Consider the following 23,175-nt stretch of genomic DNA (forward strand, 5'->3'; position numbering starts at 1 on the left):
CCCGCATTCCCCAAGAAGCCGGCTGGCCTTCCGGCCATCCGCAGAGACCAATCTTTCACGGAGCCATTTGATGACGTTTGCCGCCAAATCTGACTACCTTCTGGAAACGCTCTGGGTGCCGGTCGGCACGGCCGACAAGTCGGTCTATGCGCTGACGCTCACCAACAATTCGGATCGGCCAATCAAGGGTTTTCGCCTCGGCGTCTCCGGCCCGGCGCGCATCGATCCTGCCGCCGAGGTCGAGGGCGGGCAGCTTCTGATCCGACTCTCCAACTATGCCGAATTCGCGCCACCCGAAGGGTTTGAGCTGAAGCCCGGCGCGACCTGGACGCTCAAGGCCCATGGTATGAGCTTCGAGCCGCGTCATTGGACCGACGGCGCCAACGCCGCCTTTCTGGTGCTTTCCGACGGCACGAATGCGCCGGTGGCCGTGCTTGCCTCGCGGGCGCACGGTGACAATGCCGAGCTGAAGCGCGGCGCCGCCGTCTATCCGGTGCCGAAGGTGGCGCCGGTGCCGGTCTCGATCGTGCCCTGGCCGCAGGCTGTTGCGGTCTCCAGTCAGTTGCTGGCGCCTCCGGGCCTTGACCTGAAGGCCGAAGGCAGTGAAGCGTCCGCCGCGGCGAAGGCCTTTGCCGATCTCACGGCCAGCCTGTTTCCGGTCGAGGGCATCGTCCGACCGGCGGCGGAGGGCGGCTTCCCGGTCGCTCTGTCAAAGGCAGCAGACTTTGGGCCGGAGGCCTACACGATCCGTTTCTCGCCCGCCGGCGTCGCCGTTTCGGGCGGTAGCCAGACGGGCATCCTCTACGGCCTGATCACGCTCGGTCAGGTCCTGCGTGGTGCACGGTCGCATCCGGCCACCTTCGTGTTTCCGACGGGCGGGGAGATCAAGGACGAACCGGCGCTTGCCTGGCGCGGCACCCATCTCGACGTCGCTCGCCAATTCTACAGCACCGCCGAGGTCGAGCGTTTCCTGCAACTGATGGCTTGGAACAAGCTCAACCGCTTTCACTGGCACCTGACCGATGACGAGGCCTGGCGCATCGAGGTCGAAGCCTATCCGGCGCTGACCGAAATCGGTGCCTGGCGCGGCCATGGCCGCAAGATTCCGCCGCTGCTCGGCTCTGGGCCTGAACCGACCGGCGGCTACTACACCAAGGCGGCGGTCCGCCAGATCGTGGCGCTGGCAGCAAGCCTCGGCATCGAGGTGATGCCGGAAATCGACATCCCTGGCCATTCCTATGCAATGCTGCAGGCGATCCCCGAGCTGCGCGATCCCGACGAGAAGGGCAGCTATCATTCGGTCCAGGGCTTTCCCGACAACTGCCTTAACCCGGCGCGCGAAGAGACCTATCGCGTGCTGGAAGTCATCTTCGACGAGTTGATCGAACTCTTCCCGATGCGGACGATCCATGTCGGTGCCGACGAGGTGCCGCTCGGTGCCTGGTCCGGTTCGCCGGAAGCACTGGCACGGCTGCGCGCGCTCGCCGGCGACGAGGTCGCCGATACCCATTCCAAGCGGCTGAACGTCGTTACCAACACCCATGGTGCCGATGAGATCGACGGTTCGGGCGCCGCGGTGCTGCAGGGCGAGTTCCTGGCGCGCGTCCAGAAATTCCTGGCAAGCCGCGGCTGCATCACCGGCGGCTGGCAGGAGGCGGCCCATGGCAATGTCATCGACAAGGAGAAATCGCTGCTCTTCGGTTGGCGCACGGTCGAGGCATCGGCAGCACTTGCGGAGGATGGCTACGACATCGTCGTCTGCCCCGGCCAGGTCTACTATCTCGACATGGCCAACAGCCCGGCCTGGTCGGAGCCCGGCGGCAGCTGGGCCGGCTGGTCGGATCCGGAAAAGCTCTACACATTTGATCCCGTGGAGGGCTGGACGGATGCGCAGAAGAAACATCTGCTCGGCGTGCAGTGCTGCATTTGGTCGGAGCCGATGACCGATCGCGCCGTCTTCGACCGGCTGGTCTTCCCCCGGCTTTCGGCGCTGGCCGAAACCGGCTGGACGCGGCCGGAGCGCAAGTCCTTCAAGCGTTTCGAGGCCCTGGTCGGGCTGATGCCTGTTCTCTACGGCTTTTACGCTGCGGAGTAGGAGCGCGTGAGTTTCCAGTTTTCGTCTGGGCTTGGCCAGGCGATGGATTGGATAGGTAAACGGCGGCGAGAGCCGCCGTTTGTCGTTGCGAGACAACCGGGCGCATGCCTGTGATCAGTAGGGTGCGGTTTGGATTTTCGTGCTTGTGCGCAGGCGCATGGCACGCAAAAGTAAACATCGATCCCGCGACAATCCGCGGGGGTGCAGCGTTTCCTGAGGCCAAGTTATCGATGCGAAGACTTCCTGGACTGTCGGCGATGAAGGTCTTCGAAGTGGTCGGGCAGACCCGCAGCTTCACGCGGGCGGCCGAGCGGCTCAACCTCACGCAAAGTGCGGTCAGCCGCCAGGTTCGCAACCTTGAGGACGAGCTCGGCGAAGACCTCCTGATACGCCGCCATCATCATCTCGAACTGACGCCGGCCGGGGCCGAATTGCTGGCGACGATCCAGGAAGCGTTTCACAGCATCGAGGTTTCGCTGCGCAGCATCACCGAGAAGAGCAACCAGAACCGCTTGCGGATCAACGTTCCACCGACCTTTGCCAAGCGCTGGCTGCTGCCGCGTCTGCCGCGGCTGCGCGCAGCCCTGCCCGACGTCGATATCAGCCTCAGCACCGAAGCGACGGATACGCTTGCCGAGCGCGGTCTTCTCGACTGCGCCATCCGCTTCGGCGATGGCGAGTGGCCGATGCTGGATGCCAGCATCCTGATGACGGAACGGCACGTTGTCGTCTGCGCGCCATCGCTGCTCAAAGGGGTGAAAATCGAGGGGCCGACCGACCTCCAACGCTTTACCTTCCTGCACGTGCTCGCCTCGCCCGACCGGCGTTATCTGACCTGGCGTCATTGGCTGGATGCGGCCGGGTTCCAGGATGTCGATACCCGCGGTGGCCTCGAATTTGACCTGCTCGATCTTGCGATCGAGGCGGCCTGCGCGGGGCTGGGCGTCACCGTCGCCGATCGTTCGATGGTTCGCAATCAACTCCAATCGGGGCAACTGGTGCAGCTCTTCGATGTTGAGGTCGAGGGGCACGAATCGTACTGGTTCGTCACGCGGCCGCCGGCGGGGACCGACAGCAAGGTCGATACCTTTCGCGCCTGGCTGCTGGCGGAGGTGGCGGCCGATCGGGCTGCCTGAGCCAAACATTCCATTTTGGAATGCTGTCGCTGAAAATTACTCGCTTGTGCCTCCGGGCCTATCGTCGCAACAGTTTCGTGACGGTCTCGGTCAGGGAGAGAGACGGGCTGTCGCTCGTCGCGCTCTCTCCCGCGCAGTCCGCTTGTCCCGCGCGCCTTTGGCGCCCGGAGCCGCGGCCAACACGTCCGAGATGCCATGAGCCCCTATCGCAACTTTTCCGGCGGTCGTTTCACCGAAAGCACGTCTTCGGCGACGATCGACGTCCGCAATCCGGCAACCGGCCAGGTCTTCACATCGGTGCCGGCGGCAACGGACGACGAGGCGAAAGCAGCGGTCGAGGCAGCCGTGAAGGCGCAGCGTGCCTGGGCGGCACTGCCGGCCATTCGGCGCGGTGAAACGCTCCGCCACTTGGCGGGCGTGCTGGAAAGCCGAGCCGAAAACATCGGCGCGGCTCTGGCGAAAGAGTCGGGCAAGAGCCTTGCCGACGCGACCGCCGAAGTCATCTACGGCGCCGAACTGATGCGCTACCACGCCGAATGGGCCCGCCGCATCGAGGGCGAAGTGATCGAAAGCGACAATCCCGGCGAAACGCTTCTCCTCAAGCGTGTGCCGATCGGCGTTGCCGCCTGCCTGATCCCGTTCAACTATCCGATCTATACGCTGGTGCGGAAGATCGCCCCGGCGCTCATTGCCGGCAACGCCGTCGTTGTGCGCCCGAGCAACAACACGCCGACATCCGCCTTCGTTTTTGCCGAAGCGATCGTCGAGGCCGGCCTGCCGGAAGGTCTCGTCAACATCCTCACCATGTCGCATGACGTTGCGAAAACGCTCTGCACCCATCCCGGCGTCGGCATGATCACGCTGACCGGCAGCGTTTCGGCCGGCCGCATCGTGCTCGACTACTGCAAGGAAAACATCGCCAAGCCCTCTCTCGAACTCGGCGGCAAGACGCCCGTGATCGTCGAGCCGGATGCCGACCTCGACGCGGTGGCCCAGATGATCATCGCCGCCAAGACCGCCCATTGCGGCCAGGTCTGCACCAGCGCCGAGCGGCTCTACGTACACGAAAGCGTGCATGACACGCTGCTCGCCAAGCTGCGTGAAGGCTTTTCCGCCCGCGCCTTCGGCGACCGCGCCGAGGATGCGACCCGCATGGGCCCGCTCGCCAATGCCGCCGCGCAGAAACGCGTGCATGCAATGGTCGAGCAGGCGAAGGCCGAAGGTGGAATGGTCGAGACCGGTGGTTACTTGCCGGAGGGGCCAGGCTACTTCTATCCGCCGACGCTGATTTCCGGCTGCCGCCAGGAAATGGAGATCGTGCGCGAGGAGGTCTTCGGGCCGGTGCTTGCGGTAATTCGCTACTCGACGTTCGAGGAGGCGCTGGCGCTGGCGAGCGACCATCAGTTCGGGCTGAGCTCGGTACTCTTCACCGAGAACTACCGCACCGTCATGCGAACCAGCGATGCGATCGAGGCCGGCGAACTCTACGTCAATCGCTTCCCGGCGGATCCCTATCAGGGCTTCCACGCCGGCTGGAAACGCTCGGGCCTCGGCGGCGACGACGGCAAGCATGGCATGCTGGAATTCACCCAGACCCGCCTCGTCGTCCTGAAACACTGATCTTTTGAAATGACGCAATTCCGGATGGGAACCGGAATTGTCCGGACATCAACATCAAGACCGGGCCGATGGCATGCTCCCGCCATCGGTCTGGGAGGAGACGACCCTTGAGCTCAATTTCCGAAACAGAAATCGCCGCGCCGTCCGTGTCGGCCAGCAGCCGTTATCTGCAACTGGCGCTGATCGTGATCGCTGCCGGTGCGATCTATTCGATCCTTTATCTGCGCCAGTCCTACCAGACGACGATGCTGGAGGTGCTGAAGCTCTCGAACACCGAGCTTGGCGTCCTCTATTCCATTCTCGGCACCAGCTTCCTTGTCGGCTACCTGCCGAGCGGCTGGCTTGCCGACCGCGTCCAGCCCCGAATCCTCATCCTCATCTCCATGGTTGGCACCGGTCTGCTCGGCCTCTGGTATGCGACGCTGCCCGGTTACTCATCGCTGCTCGTCATCTATTGCGGCTTCGGGGTCACGACGGGCCTGACGTTCTGGGCCGCCACGCTGAAGCAGGTGAACTTGATTGCCGGCGCCAATGAGCAGGGACGCTTCTTCGGTATTCTCGACGGTGGTCGCGGCCTGGTCGAGGCGTTGCTGGCAAGCGTCGCCATCGCGCTCTTCGTCTTCACGACGGAAACGCGCGGCGCCGCGCTTGCCATGGGCTTCCGCGATGTCGTGCTGCTCTATGCCATCTTCTGCATCGTCGTCGGCGTCGCTTACTTCACCGTCTCGCAGCCCGTCGCTGTCGACAAGGGCGCGCGTATGCGCGAAGGCAACCTGCTTGCCGACATCAAGACGCTGCTCCGTATCCCCGAGGTGTGGCTGGTCGCCGCCATCATCTTCTGCGGCTATCACGTCTTCCTTGCGACCTACAGCTTCTCGGCCTATCTGCAGGAAGGCGGCTTCGGCATTTCCGCCGCCATGGCCGGCCTGATCGTCACGATCAAGCTGTGGCTGCGCCCGGTCGGCGGTATCGGCGGCGGCTTGCTCGGCGACCGCTACGGCAAGACCGGCATCCTGCTCCTGAGCTTCATCGTCGCAGCCGCCAGCCTCGTGGCGATGATCGCCCTGCCGGGCATCGGCTCCACGGTCCTCTTCGTCGGACTGGTGCTGCTCGTCGGTCTCATCACCTATACGATCCGCGGCCTCTATTGGGCGATCCTCGACGATTGCCACGTGCCGGCCAACCTCACCGGGCTTGCCATCGGCATTATCTCGCTCGTCGGCTATGCGCCCGACACCTACCTGCCGCTCGTCAACGGATACCTGTCGGACCGCTATCCCGGCATCACCGGCTACCAGTTCTATTTCGGCTACATCGCCGCCGTCTGCGTCCTCGGCGCCATCGCCACCCTGGCGCTGATGGCCCGCCTCAAGAAAAAGGGATGACCCCCATGAAGATTGCGTCTCTCAAGACCTATGCCGTCGCCGTCCCGCCGCCGCATGTGGGTGGCATGTACTGGATCTTCGTGCGCCTCACGACCGCCTGCGACATCGAGGGCATCGGCGAGATCTACGCGACCTCGTTCCATCCGAAGGCGCTGACACCGCTGATCGAGGACGTCTTCGAGCGGCATCTGCTCGGCCATGACCCGCACCAGATCGAGCGCTTCTGGCGCTCGGCCTATTCGAGCGGCTTCACCCAGCGCCCGGACCCGACGATGATGGGCATCGTCTCGGGCCTCGAAATCGCCTGCTGGGATATCATCGGCAAGGCCGCCGGCCGGCCGGTCGCAGACCTCTTGGGCGGCACGGTGCACGAGAAGCTGCGCGCCTATACCTATCTTTATCCGAAGAATGCCGCCGGCGAGTTCGATTTCAACGACCCGGATCTCGCCGCCGACTGCGCCGTCGAAATGGTCGAGATGGGCTTCACCGCCGTCAAGTTCGACCCGGCAGGTCCCTATACCAACTATTCCGGCCACCAGCTTTCGCTCGGCGTGATGGATCGCTCGGAGGAATTCTGCTGCAAGATCCGCGAGGCTGTCGGAAGCAGCGCCGATCTGCTCTTCGGCACGCACGGCCAGATGGTGCCGTCCTCGGCGATCCGGCTGGCGCGGCGCCTCGAAAAATACGACCCGCTCTGGTTCGAAGAGCCGGTTCCTCCGGGCCAGGAAGCGGCGATGGCCGAGGTGGCGCGTGCGACCTCCATTCCGATTTCGACCGGCGAGCGCCTGACGACCAAATACGAGTTCCAGCGCATCCTCGAACTCAAGGCCGCCTCGATCCTGCAGATGAACGTCGCGCGCGTCGGCGGGCTTCTCGAAGCGAAGAAGATCGCCGGCATGGCCGAGGCCTACTACGCCCAGATCGCGCCGCATCTCTACAACGGCCCGGTGGGCGCCGCCGCCAGCATCCAGCTTTCTGCCGCCACACCAAACTTCCTCATCCATGAGGCGATCCTCGATTTCAGCGGGTTCCATGCGGACGTGCTGAAGACCAAGCTCATCGTCGAGGACGGCTATATCATCCCGTCGCGCGAACCTGGTCTCGGCATCGAGCTCAACATGGATGTCGTCGAGAATCACACGCCCTACACCGGCGAGCGCCTGCACCTGCAGATGGACAGCCGGCCGGCGGACGTGAAGGCCTTTGCGCCGGCACGCGGATAACTCCGACGATAGGATATCGAGATGATCTACGACTACATCATCGTCGGCGCCGGGTCGGCGGGCTGCATTCTTGCGAGTCGGCTCAGCGAAAACGGTCGCCACAAGGTGCTTTTGATCGAGGCCGGCGGCAACGACAATTCCTTCTGGTTCAAGATCCCGGTCGGCTATGCCCGCAGCTACTACAACCCCGCGGTCAACTGGATGTATTCGAGCGAGCCCGAGGCCGAGCTTCAGGATCGCAGCATCTACGTGCCGCGTGGCAAGGTCCAGGGCGGCTCCGGCTCGATCAACGCGATGATCTATGTGCGCGGCGCGCGCGACGACTTCGACGACTGGAAGAACGCCGGCAATGCGGGCTGGGGCTATGACGACGTGCTGTCCTATTTCCGGCGGCTCGAAACCCATGCCCGGGGATCATCGGAGTGGCACGGCGGCGAAGGGCCAATCCACATCACGCCGATGCGCGGCATGACGCACCCGATCACCGATGCATTCCTCGAAAGCTGCGGTTCGCTACAATTGCCGCTCAACGAAGATTTCAACGGTGCCTCGATCGAGGGCGCCGGTGTCTACGACGTTAACACCAACAATGGTCGCCGCTCGCATTCGAGCGCGGAATATCTGAGGCCCGCCCTCAAGCGTCCCAATCTCACGATCGAACGCTACGCGCAGGCCGAGCGGCTGGTCTTCGGCGAAGATGGGCGCGTGACCGGCGTCGATGTCATTCAGAATGGCAAGCGTCGCCGCTTCACGGCGGGGCGCGAAGTCATCCTGGCCGCCGGCGCGGTCGGTAGCCCGCAGCTGCTGCAGGTCTCGGGTATCGGCGACGGCAAGACGCTGTCGTCGCTCGGGGTCGAAACGCGCCGACATATGCCGGCCGTCGGCCAGAACCTGCAGGATCATCTCTGCGCCAGCTTCTATTATCGCGCGACGATCCCGACGCTCAACGATGAGTTTGGCAGCCTCTTCGGCCAGATGCGGCTCGGTCTGCAGTATCTCTTGACCGGCAAGGGACCGTTCTCGATGAGCGTCAACCAGGCGGGCGGTTTCTTCCGCGGCCGGCCCGACGAAGAGCGCCCGAACATCCAGCTCTATTTCAATCCGCTCTCATACCGCATCCCGACGGATCCGAAGGCCGGCCTGAGGCCGGAGCCCTATCCCGGCTACCTGATCTGCTTCAATTCCTGCCGGCCGACGAGCCGCGGCAGCATCTCGATCGCGTCCGGCGACCCCTCGGTGAAACCGCTGATCCGGCCGAACTACCTGACGACCGATCGCGACATCGATGAGGTGCTGCAGGGAAGCCGGCTTGTCCGCCGGATCGCGTCGGCCGCGGCACTCTCTTCGCTGACGGCCGAAGAAATCTCGCCGGCGCCACGCGTCGAAAGCGACGAAGCGCTGATGGATTATTTCCGTGAAAACTCCGGCTCGATCTATCACCTCTGCGGCACCTGCGCGATGGGGCCGGACCAGGCGAGTTCGGTGGTCGACAGTCGCCTGAAGGTCCACGGTGTTCCCGGTCTTCGCGTCGTCGACGCCTCGATCTTCCCCAACATCACCGCCGGCAACATCAATGCGCCAACGATGATGGTTGCGGAGAAGGGCGCCGATCTCATTCTGGCGGATGCCGCCTGACGAAGACGCCAATGGATATCCGCTCGGTGACGTGGGGAACCCGACGCAGGGGCCGGCCGCGAACGCAAGCGCTGCGATTGGCAAGGTGTGAATTGCCATCGCCGATCGAGCGTGGCTATACTCCCGTGACTTCATAGCCGCCTACAATCAGTGCTTGCCTGGCCGAAAGATTGTTGCCGCCACGCTTGGGCGTGGTGGGGAGCGTCCGCGTTGCGGTCGCCTGCAAAGCACTGCGAGCAACGCCTGCGAGGGAGAGACGCATGCTGAGTTTCCGCTTGAAGAACCTGCCCGTCACCGCGTTTGTTTCGTTGAGCCTGACGCCCTGGGCGGTGCAGGCGGCCTCGCCGGAGCCGGTCAAGGCCGAACATGGCATGGTGGTGACGGCGCAGCACCTGGCGTCCGATATCGGCGTCGCCGTGCTGAAAAGCGGCGGCAATGCGGTGGATGCGGCCGTTGCCGTCGGCTATGCGCTTGCCGTCACCTATCCGACCGCGGGCAATATCGGCGGCGGCGGCTTCATGACGATCCGCTTCAAGGATGGCAAGACCACCTTCCTCGACTTCCGCGAACGCGCACCTCAAGGTGCGACCAAGACCATGTATCTCGACGCCAAGGGTAACGTCGTCGATGGCCTTAGCACCGAGGGCTATCTCGCCGTCGGTGTCCCGGGGCCGGTCATGGGCTTTGAAGTGGCCCGCAGTCGCTATGGCACGAAGCCGCTTGCCGATCTGATCGCGCCGGCCATCGCGCTTGCCAAGGACGGCTTCGTGCTGGAGCAGGGCGATATAGATTCCTTTGAGGGCGAAACGGACAGGCTCGCCAAGGACCCGGCCGCGGCCGCGATCTTCCTGAAGGACGGCAAGCCTTTCGTCGCCGGCGAGAAGTTGGTCCAGACCGACCTTGCCGCATCGCTTTCGAGCATCGCCGAGAAGGGCACCGACGCCTTCTACAAGGGCGCGATTGCCGACCAGATCGTCAAGGCGAGCGCGGAGAAAGGCGGCGTGCTCGCCAAGGCCGATTTCGAGCGCTACTCCGTGCGCGAACTGGAGCCGGTCAAGTGCAACTATCGTGGCTATGACATCGTCTCTTCGCCGCCGCCGTCCTCCGGCGGCGTGATCATCTGCGAAATCCTCAACGTTCTCGAAGGCTACCCGATTTCCTACATGGGCTATGGCGCCGCGGAGACCGTGCATGTGATGATTGAGGCGATGCGTCATGCCTATGTCGACCGCAACACGTCGCTCGGCGATCCGGACTTCGTCGAAAACCCCGTCGCCAAGCTCACCGACAAGGCCTATGCAAAGGAAATCCGCGCCAAGATCGATCCGTTCCGCGCCGGCGTTTCCGCAACGCTGATCCCCAAGGGGTTCGGTGAAAGCAAGGAGACGACGCATTATTCGATCATCGACGACGAGGGCAACGCCGTCGCCGTCACCTATACGCTGAACGGATCCTTCGGCGCCGGTGTGGTGGCGCCCGGAACCGGCATCCTGCTCAACAACGAGATGGACGATTTCACCGCCAAGCCCGGCGTGCCCAACCTCTACGGGTTGGTGCAGGGCGAGGCCAACGCGATCGCGCCCGGCAAGACGCCGCTGTCGTCGATGAGCCCGACGATCATCGCCAAGGACGGCAAACCCTTCATGGTGATCGGCAGCCCGGGCGGCGCCCGCATCATCACCATCACGCTCGAAGCGATCCTCAACGTCATCGACCACGGCATGAACATTCAGGAAGCGGTCGACGCGCCGCGTATCCATCACCAGTGGCTGCCGGATAAGGTCTTCATGGAGCCCTATGCGCTCTCGCCCGATACCCGCAAGCTTCTGTCGGCCATGGGCCACAACGTCCAGATAGACGAAAGCTGGACGATCTGGGGGCAGGCGACCGGCATTCTCGTCGGCGGCGAAAGCCTGTCCGACATCGGGGCCGGCGGCGGCGCCCGCTACAATGGCGCCGTCGATAGCCGCATAGGCGCGGGTGCTGCGCGCGGCTACTAGAGCCCCGGCGAAAAGGTACACGGACTGTGCTTTGGCACCGTTTGACAGCGGAATGCCGGTCCGCTGCGCAAATTGGCGCGTGCGATCACTGCGCGCTCGCGCGAAAAAGATTTGAAAGCGTTTTCGGTTGAATTTATTATAATTTCCAGAGCGTGCGCCGCACGCGGTCGTACGCTTTGATCAAGCTTCATTCGTGGAGGTTGTCATGGCACTGATGGAAGGAAAGAAAGCGCAGGACTGGATCAATCTGGTTCTCGCCGTCTGCCTGTTCGTCTCTCCCTGGATCATGGGTTTCGTTGTCGAGAGCGTTCCGGCCTGGAACGCTTGGGGCGCCGCCATCGTGCTCGGCGTTCTGGCAATCGCGACGCTTGCCATGTTTGCGGAATGGGAGGAATGGGCAAGCCTCATCGTCGGGCTTTGGCTGATTGCTTCGCCTTGGCTGCTTGGATTCTCGACAAGTCCCCACCCCATGTGGACGCATGTCGTCCTCGGGGCGTTGGTGACCGCGCTCGCGATCTGGTCAGTCTGGGACGAACGCCAGCACCCGCATGCACACGCATGATGATGAGCAGAGAAGTCGCGGCCCGGCGCCGCAGCTCCGGGCCGCGAGCAAATGCTGACCCTTTGACCCCCCTCCGCTAGCTGATGACCCCGCCGGGAGTGCGTTTCAGCATCTCTGCGTAGCTTGCCGCTGCTCTTTCCGTTTCATCGAGATATCGGCTGGCGCTCGGACGCGAGCGCACCAATTCGTAGAGATTGGCCACCTGTGGGCATCGGTCGCACACGCCATCCACGTCGAGATAGGCGATCCAGAAACACAGGTAGAAATCGGCCACCGAAAAGCGCGGACCGAGAATATAGGGCCCTCTGCTCGCAAGCCTCCTGTTCATGACGTCAGGACGGCCGAGGATGAGCGATTTTGCATGGTCCTGAATGCTGCTGTCGTCCTCCAGAGCAGTTGCTCGATCTGCAGCGGCTGGAAGCAAACGCCAAGCCGCCTTCCGAAGTAGATCTTGTCGAATTGTGCCGCGACATTGCCGCGGATCTTGCGCCTCAGGCGGGCGATCATCAACCTGGTTCAAAACGCGATCGAGCATGCCGGAAACCAGGGATTGATCGCCATAAGGGTGGAGCGGGAAGGCGTGATCGAAATCTGTGACGACGGTCCCGGCGTTCCCGAGGCGGAGCGCGAACGCATATTCGAGCCATTCTACCGCTTGAAGCCGCGGGATCGAGGCGCGGGGCTCGGGCTCAATCTCGTGTTGCAGATTGCCCGGCGGCATGGCGCTCAAATGACGGTTCTGACGTCGCCAAGCGGTGGCGCCTGTTTCCGCATGGCCTTTGGCAAAGAGGCTGTCGCGCAGGCCCGGCTTCCCGCGCTCCCAACATAAAGCTTCCCATTGCCCCTGCTTTGGCCTAGAAGGCGCCCCGTAATCCGGTCGCAGCCTACCCGGTCAAAACAAGGACACCTATCATGAAGAAAATCGTCATCTGCTCCGGCGGATTGGACTCGGTATCGCTTGCGCACAAGGTCGCGGCGGAGCACGAGCTTATTGGCCTGCTCTCCTTCGACTATGGTCAGCGACACCGCAAGGAACTGGACTTTGCGGCCGCCTGCGCCCGGCGGCTGAAGGTCCCGCATCAGATCATCGACATCCGCGCCATCGGCGCCCATCTCACCGGATCGGCGCTGACGGATGATGTCGACGTGCCTGACGGCCACTATGCCGAAGAAACGATGAAGGCAACGGTTGTTCCGAACCGCAATGCCATCATGCTCGCCATCGCCTTCGGGCTGGCAGCGGCGCAGAAGGCGGACGCGGTGGCCGTAGCCGTGCACGGCGGCGACCATTTCATCTACCCGGATTGCCGCCCCGGCTTCATCGACGCATTCCAGGCGATGCAGAACCAGGCGCTCGACGGCTACGCCGACGTCAAGCTCTACGCGCCCTACGTGACGATCTCGAAGGCGGATATCGTCTCCGACGGCGCAAGTCACGCGACACCCTTCGAAGAGACGTGGTCCTGCTACAAGGGCGGAGCACGCCACTGCGGCCGTTGTGGCACCTGTGTCGAGCGGCGGGAGGCCTTCCACCTCGCCGGCATTGCGGATCCGACCGAGTACGAGAATCCGGATTTCTGGGTCGCTGCGACCGCGAACTATGCGGCCGAGGAGGTGAAGTGATGTTCCGGATCACCAAGGAGTTCCATTTCTCCGCCTCGCATCAGCTGAAGAGCCTGCCGGCAGAGCACCAATGTGCACGGCTGCACGGCCACAACTACATCGTTGAAGTCGAGCTTGCCGGGGAGGAGCTGAACGAGCATGGTTTCGTCCGTGACTATCACGAGCTTTCGCCGCTGAAGCGCTACATCGACGAGACCTTCGACCATCGCCATCTGAACGACGTTCTCGGTCATGACCGGGTGACGGCCGAATGTCTGGCGAAGCATTTCTACGACTGGTGCAAGGCACGGCTGCCGGAAACGTCTGCCGTCCGTGTCAGCGAGACGCCGAAAACCTGGGCGGAATACCGACCATGAGCGCGCCCGGTGAAACGCGCATTCGCGTCAGTGAGATCTTCGGGCCGACGATCCAGGGCGAGGGCATCCTGATCGGGCTCCCGACCGTGTTCGTGCGCACGGGCGGCTGCGATTATCGCTGCAGCTGGTGCGACACGCTGCACGCGGTCGACAGCGAATACCGCGATCAATGGCTGCCGATGGGCGTCGAGGAGATCTGGCAGGAGATTGTCAGGCTTTCTGGCGGCAAGCCGCTGACGGTGTCGCTTTCGGGCGGCAATCCGGCGATCCAGCCGCTAGGCCCTCTGATTGCGCGGGGGCGAGAGGAAGGCTACCGCTTTGCGCTGGAGACGCAGGGCAGCATCGCGAAGGACTGGTTCGCCGATCTCGATGTTCTGGTCCTGAGCCCGAAGCCGCCGTCGAGTGGTATGGACACCGATTGGCAGGCCTTCGACGACTGTCTTCGCATGGCAGCGGATGGACCGCAGGTAGCGCTGAAGATCGTTGTCTTCGACGAACGTGACTATGCCTATGCCCGCGATGCGGCGACCCGTTACCCGCATGAGCCGCTCTACCTGCAGCCCGGCAATCACACCCCGCCGCCGCCCGACGATGACGATGCGACCGTCGATATCGACGGCATCATCGACCGCATGCTGTGGCTCGTCGGCAAGGTGACGGAGGACCGCTGGTTCGAGGCACGCGTTCTGCCGCAGCTGCACGTCCTGCTCTGGGGCAATCGGCGCGGCGTGTAGGCCGCAAGCGCCTCGCCCAGATGCTCGATTGGACAATGGCCTTCCGCTATGGTCCAAAGGGGAGCAATACCCGCGGGGCGAAACGACCATGCAAGTGAACACGAAACGTGTCTACGAGCCGAAGGCTGACGGCGACGGCATGCGCATTCTTGTCGATCGTCTTTGGCCGCGCGGGATGACCAAGGCGGAAGCGGCGGTCGATCTGTGGCTGAAGGAGATTGCCCCTTCGACCGAACTGCGCCGCTGGTTTCATGGAGACCAGGGCAACTGGACCGAATTCAGCGAACGATACATTGCCGAGCTCGACGGTAACCCGACTGCCGTAGAGCAGTTGCTCCAGCGGATCGATGCCGGTCCCGTGATCTTGCTCTACAGCGTCAAGGACGAGGTGCATAATCACGCGATGATCCTCAAGGAATATGTGATGAGGCACCGATAGACGCAGCGTCAGTCCGGCACCACGGGACCGCCGAAGCGGGTGATGATACGGCGCCAATCGTCCTGAAAGGTAGTCCGAACACGCCGGTCAGAGCACGTTCGATGGCCGGAGCATCGAGATCTTGCCGCGTGACCGTGCCGTTTCTGTCGCGGATCGTCAGCCGGTTTCCGAACAGAACCTTGCGTGCCTCCTCGGTAGTCAGGGCCACCAACAGGTTCTGGCGGAAAAGTGATTGCGGATGGGTCGATGTTGCGATGTTCGCGACCCGAAAGGCTTCCTCTCCGCAAACCGCCGGCGATACTTCGTAGACCGGGACCCAATCGCGACCGAGTTGTGCGTCAAGCAGGAAGCCCTCCAATGTCCGGTTGACGCGGAACGGCTCATGTGGCGTCGGCTGCGGCGTGGTCCGGTCGAAACGCAGCGGTCCGGTCGGCACGCAACTGCCGAAGCCGACATCGGCAAGGTAGCCGACCCCGCCTACGAAAACGCGGAGCGCCATATGCGACCATGCCGGTGGCGGCCCGTCGGGCTCGCGCATCCACAGGACGCGGGCCATCAACGGTTCCACGCGATAGCCGAGCGTCCTGAGCACGCGCTGCAACAGGCTGTTCTGCTCGAAGCAGTAGCCGCCGCGCCTGCGGTCGATGAGCTTGGTGTCGATTGCCGCTGGCGACAGCTCGATCGGGCGGCCGAGCAGCACATCGATCGCCTCGAAGGGGATCGACGCCGCATGACGAGCAACGATACGGCCAAGCGTTGCCAGGTCGGGCGATCGCGGCCCGGCATAACCGATGCGAGCGAAGTAACGGTCGACGTCGACAGGATATGGGGCGCTTCGCATGGTCAGAGGCTTCGATAGATGGCGTCGCGGAGATCGACCGGGAAGCGCCCGTTCATACCCTCGAAGGCGGTGTTGGTCAGCGCAATGACGGTCAGGCCGCGGGCCGGGTCGACGAACCACTTGTGGCCGTAGGCGCCGTCCCATTGCAGCGTTCCGCGCGACTGCGGTGTTCCGGCGATCTTGGGTTCGACAAGGACCGCACCGCCGAAACCGAACTCCCACCCGGGCCCCGAGGCCAGGCCGCCCGTCCTTGCCTGAATGTCGAACATCGAACGGGCGGACGCGTCGTCAAGCACTGGCGAATGCGCGGTTCTCAGGCTTTCGAGAAGGCGGATCACATCGCCGGAGGTGCCCGCCATGCCGGCACCACTGGAGGGAAACGCCCGTGGATTGAAGATGCGCCCGGGCGAGAAGCGGACGGGATTGCCGAAGAAGGGAACTGCGTCGTCACTGGCGAGGCGCCGTGGCTGCGGCGACCCGTCGCCGTAATGCGTCACGAGCCTGCCTGTGTCCGTCACCGCGTAGGCGGTGTCGATCATCGCCAATGGGCCCGTGACCAGCGCGGTGACTGCCTCCGGCAGCGTTGACCCCGTCACCTGCTCGATGACCGCACCGAGCACGTCGAGGCCCATCGAGTAACCCCAACCCTTTCCGGGCGGGTAGGACAGCGGGATATCGGAGAGTTTATCGAGCAGGGTAGGGAAATCATCGTCGGTATCGTCAAGGCCGCTGCTGATGGCGTGTTGATGATAGGGTCCATCGCCCTGCTCCATGAACACGTAGCTCAAACCGGCGCTGTGCGTGAGCAGTTGGCGAATGGTTATCCGAGGCGCACTGCCGTCCGGCAGTCGCGGCCTGAACGCGGGCAGCCAATCCGACACGGCATCGTCGAGACCCACTCTACCGCTTTGCACCAATGTGAGGGCGGCAACCGTGACGATCGGCTTGGTGACCGAGGAGAGGAGGAAGATGCCGTCTCTGGTCATCGGGCGACCGGCTTCGCGGTCGGCAAAGCCGGCGGCACATCGGTAGGCGGGCTCACCGTGAACAAGGATCTCGACGACTGTGCCAAGGATCCGACGTTCGTCGAGGGCTCCGGCGATCACCGGATCGAGCTCGGCCTTGAGCCGGTTCCGGCCCTCGGATTTCCATTGCCTGATCGCGCTTGTATCCATGACCGTCTCCTGTTTGTGCGACCGCTCGACGCCTGATGGCGAAGAAAGGCTCTGGCACAATGGCAATCCGGTTCGCGCCGAAAGTCGATCGTCGATCCGCGTATGGGAGGCATACGCGCCTGCATGAAGCAGCCATCGCCATCCGGCGCTAGAACGGTGCGGCAGCGTCAAATGGAGGCGGATTGATGAACACTTACGAACCTGGATTTGCCGGAAAGGTTGCCCTGGTCGCAGGGGCCAGCAAGGGTATCGGCGCGGCCACGGCCCGCGCCTTTGCGCAAGCCGGAGCGTCCGTCGTCCTCCTCTCCCGTTCTCAGGCGGCGGTCGACGAACTGGCGGGTTCCATCCGCGAGGCAGGCGGAGAGGCGCTGGCGATCGCGGCCGATGTTGGTGACGAGATCGCGATGAGGCGAGCGCTGGCAAACGTGATGCAGCGCTATGGCCGGCTGGACGCTGCCTTTAACAATGCGACGGACGGAACGGCACCGGCGCCGCTGGCCGATCTCGACATCGCGGGTTTTGATCGCGGCATTCGCACCAACATGCGCGGCACCTTCCTCGGCATGCGCTATCAGATCGAAGCGATGGCCAGCGGTGAGGGTGGTGCGATCGTCAACATGGCCTCCGTCGCCGGGGTTAACGGCACGTCCGGGCTTGCCGCCTATGTCAGTGCGAAAGCCGGGATCATCGGGCTGACGAAGGCTGCAGCGCTCGATTACGCCGACCGGGGAATCCGGATCAATGTGGTCGCGCCCGGGCCGATCCTCACCCACCATCTGGAAGCTGCCGGCGCCGAAATCCAGCGGCATGCCGCGCTTTCGACACCGATGCGCCGGCTCGGCCGGGTGGAGGAAGTGGCGACAAGCGTCCTCTGGCTTTGCTCCGAGCAGGCGAGCTTCATCACAGGCGTGGTGCTGCCGATCGACGGGGGCATGACGGCCGGCACGAAAGTGCCTATGAATTACCGTCGAGGCGAGCCGCCTCGGCCGGCTGAACCCTGAGGAGCCATGGACTGGGAAGAACTTCATCTTGTTCAGCTTTTGGCACGCCACGGCTCACTGAGCGCGACGGCGCGCGTGCTGGGCGCGACCCAGCCGACGGTCAGCCGCCGCCTCGACACGTTGGAGCAGAAGGCGCAGCAGAAGCTGTTCGAGCGGCAACCAAGCGGCCTCGTTCCGACCGCAGCATGCCTGTCGATCCTGTCGGCGCTCGAGCAGATGGAGGCGAATGCGCTTGCGGTCGAGCGTCGCCTCGCGGCGCAGGACGATGCGCTGGCGGGCACCATCACCGTGACAAGCCTCGACTGGCTCGGCGATTATCTGCTGGCACCGATCCTGACGAAATTTGCCGCTGCCCATCCCGGCGTTACCATTCATCTGCTGAACGACGGCCGGCGCTTCAACCTCTCCCGGCGGGATGCCGATATCGCCTTCCGCTTTGGCGGCTTCGACCAAAGCGACACCGTCGAGCGCAAGGTTGCCGATATCCGCTACGGCCTGTTTGCGACACAAGCCTATCTCGATCGTTTCGGCCATCCGAATGCGAGGGGGAGCAGTGGTCATGCCATTGTCGAACTGGCTGAGGCACCGGTGCGGGTTTCGCTCTCGACCTGGCTGAAGGGCCGTTTGCCGGACGCGCGGGTGATGTTGCGAACGAACTCCATTCGCTCACAGCTGAGCGCTGTCGAGACGGGCACGGCGCTCGCAACGCTTCCACACTTCCTTGCGGCCGGGCGGGACGGCATCGTTCCCGTGGACCTCGGCGTTGCCGCACCGGTCCTGTCGCTGAAGCTCGGCGTGCATCAGGAGACACGCAATCTCCTGCGCGTGCGAAAACTCATAGACTTCGCTGTCTCGGAGTTCGCGGTTCTGCGACCGAAACTCAATCCGCCGAGCTGACACGCCTCCCGCGACGACTGCTGCGCGAGGACCGCTCTCCATGCCGCACCGCAGGCGCGAAATTTTCTCGATTGTCGATGTCGGGATGGAAAAGCGCCGCGCGTCTTAAATCTCGACGGCGGTTTTGGACCGCGCTGACAACAAGGAGAATATGCATGTTCCGCACCGCTTTCATTGCTGGCGCTCTGCTGATTTCCAGCGCCGCCCTTGCCGGGGCCGAGCCCGTGGGCAACCGCGTCGATGTCAACGGCATGAAGATGTACTACGAGGTTTCGGGCGAGGGCGAGCCGCTGGTCGTGCTGCACGGCGCCTACATGAATATACCGTCGACGGGCGCGATCATTCCGAAGCTCGCCGAGACCCACAAGGTCTATGCGATCGAGTTCCAGGGCCATGGTCGCACTACCGATATCGATCGCCCGATCACCTATCCGAACCTCGCCGACGACGTCGCCGCCTTCATGGATGCGGTCGATCTCAAGAAGGCCGATGTCTTCGGTTACTCGATGGGGGCGGCTGCCGGCCTGCAGCTGGCGATCCGCCATCCCGAGAAGGTCAACAAGCTTGCGGCCGCGTCCGTCGGCTACGATGCCGAGGGCTGGCAGCCGGAGTTCAAGGCATTCATCCCGCAGATGACCGTCGAGATGTTCGTCAGCATGCCGTTTGCCGAAGATTACCGCAAGCTCGCCGCCAACCCGGATGGCTTTCCCGATCTGGTCAAGAAGCTGATTCAGCTCGAAAAGGAGCCGATGGCCTGGGAGGCGGACGTCAAGGCGCTGAAGACTCCGGTTCTCGTCATCGCCGGTGATGCCGATGTGGCAACGCTGGAGCACACGGTGGCATTGTTCCGCCTGCTCGGCGGCGGTGCGATGGGGGACATGGGCAAGCCGCTCGCGGCTTCGCGCCTCGCCATTCTGCCGGCCACGTCGCACACGGCGGTCATCAATCAGCCGGAGTTGCTGGAGGCCTTCGTCGAACCTTTCTTCAAGGGCGAGACACCGAAGGGCATGTTCCAATGATCGAAGGGTAAATTCCCGCGACAAGACCGAACGGCGCCGTCCCACGGGTCGGCGCCGTTGCTCTTATCAGGGTTTGGAGACCGCCCGGGCCCAACGCATCAGCCGACCGTCAGCGTCGAACACCAGAACGGCGGCGGGATCAAAGCGGGCAGCGATACTGTCACCGGACTTCAAGCCCCGGCCGTTTTTCGTTTCGATGACGATCAGCTCGCCGTTGCCATGCCGGGCATAGGCGAAGGTCTCTCCGCCCAGATGTTCGAGCATCTCGATCGTTAGGTCGAGGCTTGCCGAGCCGCTGTCGCCGAAATGTTCGGGCCGGATGCCGATCGTCACGCTGTTGCCCGCCGCGACGTCCTTGATAGCGACTGGAAGCGTCACATTACCGAATTCCGGCAGGCGGACATGTTTCTCTCCGCCTGCGCCCGCTTCGACGGTCCCCTTTAAAAAGTTCATCTTCGGCGAGCCGATGAAACCGGCGACGAAGAGATTGGCCGGATCGTCGTAGAGGTCGAGCGGTGAGCCGACCTGTTCGACCACCCCGCCGCGCATGACGACAATCTTGTCGGCAAGCGTCATAGCCTCGACCTGGTCGTGGGTGACGTAGATGATCGTGGTCGCAAGTTTCTTGTGCAGCCTGGCGATCTCGATGCGCATGTGCACGCGCAGTTCCGCATCGAGGTTCGACAGCGGCTCGTCGAAGAGAAAGATCTTCGGATGCCGCACGATCGCCCGGCCGATCGCCACGCGCTGGCGCTGGCCGCCAGAGAGCTGCTTCGGCTTGCGGTCGAGGAGCGGCCCGAGCTCCAGGATGTTCGCGGCTTCGCCGACGCGTTGCGCGATCTCGGCCTTCGGCACGCCGGCAAATCGCAGCGCAAAGCCCATGTTCTCCCGTACCGTCATATGCGGGTAGAGCGCATAGGACTGGAACACCATGGCGATGCCGCGCTTGGAGGGGTCGACATCGTTCATGCGCTCGCCGCCGATCGTGAGATCACCTGACGTGATCTCCTCCAGGCCGGCGATCATCCGAAGCAGGGTCGACTTGCCGCAACCGGACGGCCCGACGAAAACGACGAACTCACCAGTCTTGATGTCGAGGTCTACACCCTTGATGACCTCGAAGGTGCCATAGGACTTTCTGACGTGCTTAAGTTGGAGTTCGCTCATGCAGCCGCCGCCTCGTCCGACACTGCCGAAAGCTCCAGTCTCACGGTTCCAAGCCGCGTCGAAGTCACCACGACGGCGATGCCGCCGGCAGCACCCGTCGTTTCCAGCCAGAAGCCGGTCGAACCGCCCTGGAAGACCAGGCGCTCAGGCCCGAGCAGGCGGGCAGGGCCGGTGACGGTGACGTCGACGGCATCGTTGAGGAACGGCAGCACGTTGCCGGCCTGATCGAGCGCACACACGATCACCCGCACGCTGTCACGCCCTTCGGCCCGAAGTGCCGTGCTGTCGGGGACGACTTCCAGCGTCGTCGGTACCGGATCGGCGACCATTCGGAGGTTGGCAACGGCCTTGCCTTCGATGAAGCCGGTGAAGGCGGCGTCTTCCCACTTCATGCCCCAGACACCGAGTTCGTCCTTGGTGAAGTGGCGGTGGTCGATGACGACGGGCGGATGCGGCAGGTGCGGGAAGTTCTCACGGTCCGGGCCGACGCGCTTGACGAGCGAGCCGTATTTCAACTCGACCTCGTCGCAATTGGTGAGCACGATCAGCGGCAGCACGCCGCCGATGTTGCGCTCTCCGCGTGCCCAGAAGGTAACCGGCTTCATCACGACCGCCTCCGACGGTTCGCATTGGCTGGCATAGACATAGGCCGCGAACTTCGGCTGGCGGAACATGTCCATGACGCCGTGATAGCAGATCCGATCACCGGAGCCGAAGTCCTTGTGGGTGTTGTAGTCGAACATGCACCAGCCAACGGCGCCGGAAATGCTCGGGTCGCCATAGGCCGCGTTCAGCACTTCCAGATGCCGGCGCACGTGCTCGGCCTGGCGCTGCTCCTGGTCGTAGATCTTCGTCGGAAACATGTGACCGCCGAATTCGGTGATCATATAGGGGACCTTGCGGGTGAGGCCGGTGCATTCCTGTTGCGGACGCAGCGCCGTGCGCGGGCGGTTTGCGCCCGGCAACTCCTCGTTGCCGAGGATGAAGTCGTTCATCGTGTAGACGTCTTCGAGGTATTCGCTGTCGGTGATGTAGCGCACGCCGCCGGTTTGCCGCGTCGGGTCGAGTTCGCGTGCCAGCCGGTTGGTCTCGACGTAGAAATCGTGCGAATCCTGCGATTCATTGATGCGCACGCCCCAGATGATGATCGACGGGTGGTTCCAGTCGCGCTCGATCATGCGGCGGACGTTCTCGATCGCCTCCTGTTTCCAGCCCTCGCCGCCGATATGCTGCCAGCCGGGGATCTCCTCGAAGACAAGCAGGCCGATGCGGTCGCAATGGTCGAGGAACCACTTGGACTGCGGATAGTGCGAGGTGCGCACGAGGTTGCAATGCAGGGTGTTCTTCAGCAACTCCGCGTCACGTTCCTGTGCCGTCCGGCCCATGGCGTAGCCGACATAGGGGAAGGCCTGGTGGCGGTTGAGGCCGCGGATCTTCAGCGGCCGGCCGTTGAGCTTGAATCCATCCGTGGTGAACTCGGCGGTGCGGAAGCCGAAACGTGACGACAGGCGGTCACTGCCGCGATCGCTGCGCAGCTGCGCCTCCACTTCGTAGAGAACGGGGCTGTCGATATCCCAGAGCAAAAGCTCCGTGAGGTCTTTGATCTCAAGCGTGACGCTCTCGCCGCGAGTTTGGCCGGTGGCTTCTGCGAACACCTTGCCATTCGTATCCTTGAGGAGCGCGGCGATTGTCCCGGTGAAGGCAAGCCCTTGCGGATTGGCGAGATCGCAACGGATCGAAACGGACTTGCTGTCGCTGAGCGCATCGCGGGTCTCGATCTTGATATTGGCGATCGAGACCGCGTCGGTGACCTTCAGCCAGACGTCGCGATAGATGCCGGCATAGGTGAGATAGTCGATACGACCGCCGAAGGGCGGGATTTCGGGGTTCTCGCTGCCGTCGATCTTGACGGTGATCAGATTGTCGCCTTCGCGCAGCTTATCCGTCAGCCGCGCTTCGAAGGGGGTGTAGCCGTCCCTGTGGGCGATGATCTCTTCGCCGTTGAGGTAGACGACGGCGTCGGCCATGGCGGCGTCGAAGACGAGCGAGACCTCGCGGCCATGGAACTCCCGACCCCAGGCGAGCACCTTCTGATAGGTGAAGGCGCGCTGATAGGAGGCCTCGTCGAAATAATTGAACGGCAGTTCCACCGCATTGTGCGGCAGGCTGACGGGCTTGCCTGCCTGCAGGCGGCCGGCGCTGGCCGCATCGAAGCCTTCGGAGAAAATCCAGGTGTCGTTGAAAGAGGTAACAGAACGCATGATCAT

The 23,175-nt window shown here is 63.4% G+C and carries 21 protein-coding genes; 16 read left to right on the forward strand and 5 right to left on the reverse strand.

All coding sequences use genetic code 11. The features are described from left to right. Positions 1–70 precede the first annotated feature (70 nt). The 8 genes from LAC81_RS30635 (at position 71) to LAC81_RS30670 (ending at position 11,656) form a co-directional block, all read left to right on the forward strand. Entirely contained in the window at positions 71–2,095 is a 2,025-nt protein-coding gene (locus LAC81_RS30635) for a beta-N-acetylhexosaminidase (RefSeq protein ID WP_223728421.1), read from the forward strand. Positions 2,096–2,325: 230 nt separating this feature from the next. Beyond that, on the forward strand, positions 2,326–3,231 hold the full coding sequence (locus tag LAC81_RS30640) for a LysR substrate-binding domain-containing protein (protein ID WP_223728422.1): 906 nt from the start codon (positions 2,326–2,328) through the stop codon (positions 3,229–3,231). 195 nt (positions 3,232–3,426) lie between these two features. After that, positions 3,427–4,851 (forward strand): aldehyde dehydrogenase, encoded by a 1,425-nt coding sequence (gene aldA, locus LAC81_RS30645; RefSeq protein WP_223728423.1) that lies wholly within the window; start codon positions 3,427–3,429, stop codon positions 4,849–4,851. Positions 4,852–4,958: 107 nt separating this feature from the next. Then, entirely contained in the window at positions 4,959–6,236 is a 1,278-nt protein-coding gene (locus tag LAC81_RS30650) for an MFS transporter (protein WP_223728424.1), read from the forward strand. 5 nt (positions 6,237–6,241) lie between these two features. Continuing rightward, positions 6,242–7,459 carry a mandelate racemase/muconate lactonizing enzyme family protein gene (locus LAC81_RS30655; protein WP_223728425.1) on the forward strand — a complete coding sequence of 406 codons (1,218 nt, stop codon included), beginning with the start codon at positions 6,242–6,244 and terminating at the stop codon, positions 7,457–7,459. A 21-nt stretch (positions 7,460–7,480) separates the two neighbouring features. After that, positions 7,481–9,094 (forward strand): GMC family oxidoreductase, encoded by a 1,614-nt coding sequence (locus tag LAC81_RS30660; protein ID WP_223728426.1) that lies wholly within the window; start codon positions 7,481–7,483, stop codon positions 9,092–9,094. Positions 9,095–9,354: 260 nt separating this feature from the next. Continuing rightward, positions 9,355–11,094 carry a gamma-glutamyltransferase gene (ggt, locus tag LAC81_RS30665; protein WP_223728427.1) on the forward strand — a complete coding sequence of 580 codons (1,740 nt, stop codon included), beginning with the start codon at positions 9,355–9,357 and terminating at the stop codon, positions 11,092–11,094. A gap of 205 nt (positions 11,095–11,299) precedes the next feature. Then, entirely contained in the window at positions 11,300–11,656 is a 357-nt protein-coding gene (locus tag LAC81_RS30670; protein ID WP_223728428.1) for an SPW repeat protein, read from the forward strand. A gap of 76 nt (positions 11,657–11,732) precedes the next feature. Here the strand turns inward: LAC81_RS30670 and LAC81_RS38465 are convergent, their stop codons facing one another. Beyond that, complete coding sequence (locus LAC81_RS38465; RefSeq protein WP_224393527.1) at positions 11,733–12,191, reverse strand: glutathione S-transferase family protein; 459 nt, start codon at positions 12,189–12,191, stop codon at positions 11,733–11,735. On the opposite strand from LAC81_RS38465, the gene LAC81_RS30680 reads away from it, so the two are divergent. From LAC81_RS30680 to LAC81_RS30700, 5 genes are all read left to right on the forward strand, one after another. Further along, positions 12,141–12,485, forward strand: coding sequence for an ATP-binding protein (locus tag LAC81_RS30680; RefSeq protein WP_223730369.1), 345 nt, complete (start codon positions 12,141–12,143; stop codon positions 12,483–12,485). The two genes, LAC81_RS38465 and LAC81_RS30680, sit on opposite strands and share 51 nt — an antisense overlap. Before the next feature lie 83 nt (positions 12,486–12,568). Beyond that, on the forward strand, positions 12,569–13,279 hold the full coding sequence (gene queC / locus LAC81_RS30685; protein WP_223728429.1) for a 7-cyano-7-deazaguanine synthase QueC: 711 nt from the start codon (positions 12,569–12,571) through the stop codon (positions 13,277–13,279). Continuing rightward, positions 13,279–13,635 (forward strand): 6-carboxytetrahydropterin synthase QueD, encoded by a 357-nt coding sequence (queD, locus tag LAC81_RS30690; protein WP_223728430.1) that lies wholly within the window; start codon positions 13,279–13,281, stop codon positions 13,633–13,635. The genes queC and queD overlap by 1 nt, the downstream gene beginning before the upstream one ends. Then, positions 13,632–14,369, forward strand: coding sequence for a 7-carboxy-7-deazaguanine synthase QueE (queE, locus tag LAC81_RS30695; RefSeq protein WP_223728431.1), 738 nt, complete (start codon positions 13,632–13,634; stop codon positions 14,367–14,369). Before queD ends, queE begins: the two co-directional genes overlap by 4 nt. An 88-nt stretch (positions 14,370–14,457) precedes the next feature. Further along, positions 14,458–14,808 carry a DUF488 domain-containing protein gene (locus LAC81_RS30700; protein WP_223728432.1) on the forward strand — a complete coding sequence of 117 codons (351 nt, stop codon included), beginning with the start codon at positions 14,458–14,460 and terminating at the stop codon, positions 14,806–14,808. Here LAC81_RS30700 and LAC81_RS30705 read toward each other — a convergent pair. Next, positions 14,780–15,649, reverse strand: coding sequence for an arylamine N-acetyltransferase family protein (locus LAC81_RS30705; protein ID WP_223728433.1), 870 nt, complete (start codon positions 15,647–15,649; stop codon positions 14,780–14,782). The genes LAC81_RS30700 and LAC81_RS30705 overlap by 29 nt on opposite strands. A 2-nt stretch (positions 15,650–15,651) precedes the next feature. Continuing rightward, the gene (locus tag LAC81_RS30710) at positions 15,652–16,824 is read right to left on the reverse strand and encodes a serine hydrolase domain-containing protein (protein ID WP_223728434.1); all 1,173 of its coding nucleotides are present in this window, start codon (positions 16,822–16,824) and stop codon (positions 15,652–15,654) included. A gap of 185 nt (positions 16,825–17,009) precedes the next feature. On the opposite strand from LAC81_RS30710, the gene LAC81_RS30715 reads away from it, so the two are divergent. The 3 genes from LAC81_RS30715 (at position 17,010) to LAC81_RS30725 (ending at position 19,741) form a co-directional block, all read left to right on the forward strand. After that, positions 17,010–17,825 carry an SDR family NAD(P)-dependent oxidoreductase gene (locus LAC81_RS30715; protein WP_223728435.1) on the forward strand — a complete coding sequence of 272 codons (816 nt, stop codon included), beginning with the start codon at positions 17,010–17,012 and terminating at the stop codon, positions 17,823–17,825. A gap of 6 nt (positions 17,826–17,831) precedes the next feature. Beyond that, positions 17,832–18,722, forward strand: a complete 891-nt coding sequence (locus tag LAC81_RS30720; protein WP_223728436.1) for a LysR family transcriptional regulator — start codon at positions 17,832–17,834, stop codon at positions 18,720–18,722. 155 nt (positions 18,723–18,877) lie between these two features. Then, complete coding sequence (locus LAC81_RS30725; protein ID WP_223728437.1) at positions 18,878–19,741, forward strand: alpha/beta fold hydrolase; 864 nt, start codon at positions 18,878–18,880, stop codon at positions 19,739–19,741. 66 nt (positions 19,742–19,807) lie between these two features. Here the strand turns inward: LAC81_RS30725 and LAC81_RS30730 are convergent, their stop codons facing one another. Together LAC81_RS30730 and LAC81_RS30735 are read right to left on the reverse strand one after the other, a co-directional pair. Further along, complete coding sequence (locus tag LAC81_RS30730) at positions 19,808–20,908, reverse strand: ABC transporter ATP-binding protein (protein ID WP_223728438.1); 1,101 nt, start codon at positions 20,906–20,908, stop codon at positions 19,808–19,810. Then, on the reverse strand, positions 20,905–23,169 hold the full coding sequence (locus LAC81_RS30735) for a glycoside hydrolase family 2 protein (protein ID WP_223728439.1): 2,265 nt from the start codon (positions 23,167–23,169) through the stop codon (positions 20,905–20,907). The genes LAC81_RS30730 and LAC81_RS30735 overlap by 4 nt, the downstream gene beginning before the upstream one ends. Between the last annotated feature and the right edge of the window lie 6 nt (positions 23,170–23,175).

Origin of the sequence: Ensifer adhaerens (genome assembly GCF_020035535.1) — a bacterium.
In the GTDB taxonomy this organism is placed as follows: domain Bacteria; phylum Pseudomonadota; class Alphaproteobacteria; order Rhizobiales; family Rhizobiaceae; genus Ensifer.

What these genes read in the sequence shown, in the direction of transcription:
- LAC81_RS30635 (WP_223728421.1), top strand. Translation starts at nt 71, where the DNA reads ATGACGTTTGCCGCCAAATCTGACTACCTTCTGGAAACGCTCTGGGTG.
- LAC81_RS30640 (WP_223728422.1), top strand. Translation starts at nt 2,326, where the DNA reads ATGCGAAGACTTCCTGGACTGTCGGCGATGAAGGTCTTCGAAGTGGTC.
- aldA (WP_223728423.1), top strand. Translation starts at nt 3,427, where the DNA reads ATGAGCCCCTATCGCAACTTTTCCGGCGGTCGTTTCACCGAAAGCACG.
- LAC81_RS30655 (WP_223728425.1), top strand. Translation starts at nt 6,242, where the DNA reads ATGAAGATTGCGTCTCTCAAGACCTATGCCGTCGCCGTCCCGCCGCCG.
- LAC81_RS30660 (WP_223728426.1), top strand. Translation starts at nt 7,481, where the DNA reads ATGATCTACGACTACATCATCGTCGGCGCCGGGTCGGCGGGCTGCATT.
- ggt (WP_223728427.1), top strand. Translation starts at nt 9,355, where the DNA reads ATGCTGAGTTTCCGCTTGAAGAACCTGCCCGTCACCGCGTTTGTTTCG.
- LAC81_RS30670 (WP_223728428.1), top strand. Translation starts at nt 11,300, where the DNA reads ATGGCACTGATGGAAGGAAAGAAAGCGCAGGACTGGATCAATCTGGTT.
- LAC81_RS38465 (WP_224393527.1), bottom strand. Translation starts at nt 12,191, where the DNA reads ATGCTCGATCGCGTTTTGAACCAGGTTGATGATCGCCCGCCTGAGGCG.
- queC (WP_223728429.1), top strand. Translation starts at nt 12,569, where the DNA reads ATGAAGAAAATCGTCATCTGCTCCGGCGGATTGGACTCGGTATCGCTT.
- queD (WP_223728430.1), top strand. Translation starts at nt 13,279, where the DNA reads ATGTTCCGGATCACCAAGGAGTTCCATTTCTCCGCCTCGCATCAGCTG.
- queE (WP_223728431.1), top strand. Translation starts at nt 13,632, where the DNA reads ATGAGCGCGCCCGGTGAAACGCGCATTCGCGTCAGTGAGATCTTCGGG.
- LAC81_RS30700 (WP_223728432.1), top strand. Translation starts at nt 14,458, where the DNA reads ATGCAAGTGAACACGAAACGTGTCTACGAGCCGAAGGCTGACGGCGAC.
- LAC81_RS30705 (WP_223728433.1), bottom strand. Translation starts at nt 15,649, where the DNA reads ATGCGAAGCGCCCCATATCCTGTCGACGTCGACCGTTACTTCGCTCGC.
- LAC81_RS30710 (WP_223728434.1), bottom strand. Translation starts at nt 16,824, where the DNA reads ATGGATACAAGCGCGATCAGGCAATGGAAATCCGAGGGCCGGAACCGG.
- LAC81_RS30715 (WP_223728435.1), top strand. Translation starts at nt 17,010, where the DNA reads ATGAACACTTACGAACCTGGATTTGCCGGAAAGGTTGCCCTGGTCGCA.
- LAC81_RS30720 (WP_223728436.1), top strand. Translation starts at nt 17,832, where the DNA reads ATGGACTGGGAAGAACTTCATCTTGTTCAGCTTTTGGCACGCCACGGC.
- LAC81_RS30725 (WP_223728437.1), top strand. Translation starts at nt 18,878, where the DNA reads ATGTTCCGCACCGCTTTCATTGCTGGCGCTCTGCTGATTTCCAGCGCC.
- LAC81_RS30730 (WP_223728438.1), bottom strand. Translation starts at nt 20,908, where the DNA reads ATGAGCGAACTCCAACTTAAGCACGTCAGAAAGTCCTATGGCACCTTC.
- LAC81_RS30735 (WP_223728439.1), bottom strand. Translation starts at nt 23,169, where the DNA reads ATGCGTTCTGTTACCTCTTTCAACGACACCTGGATTTTCTCCGAAGGC.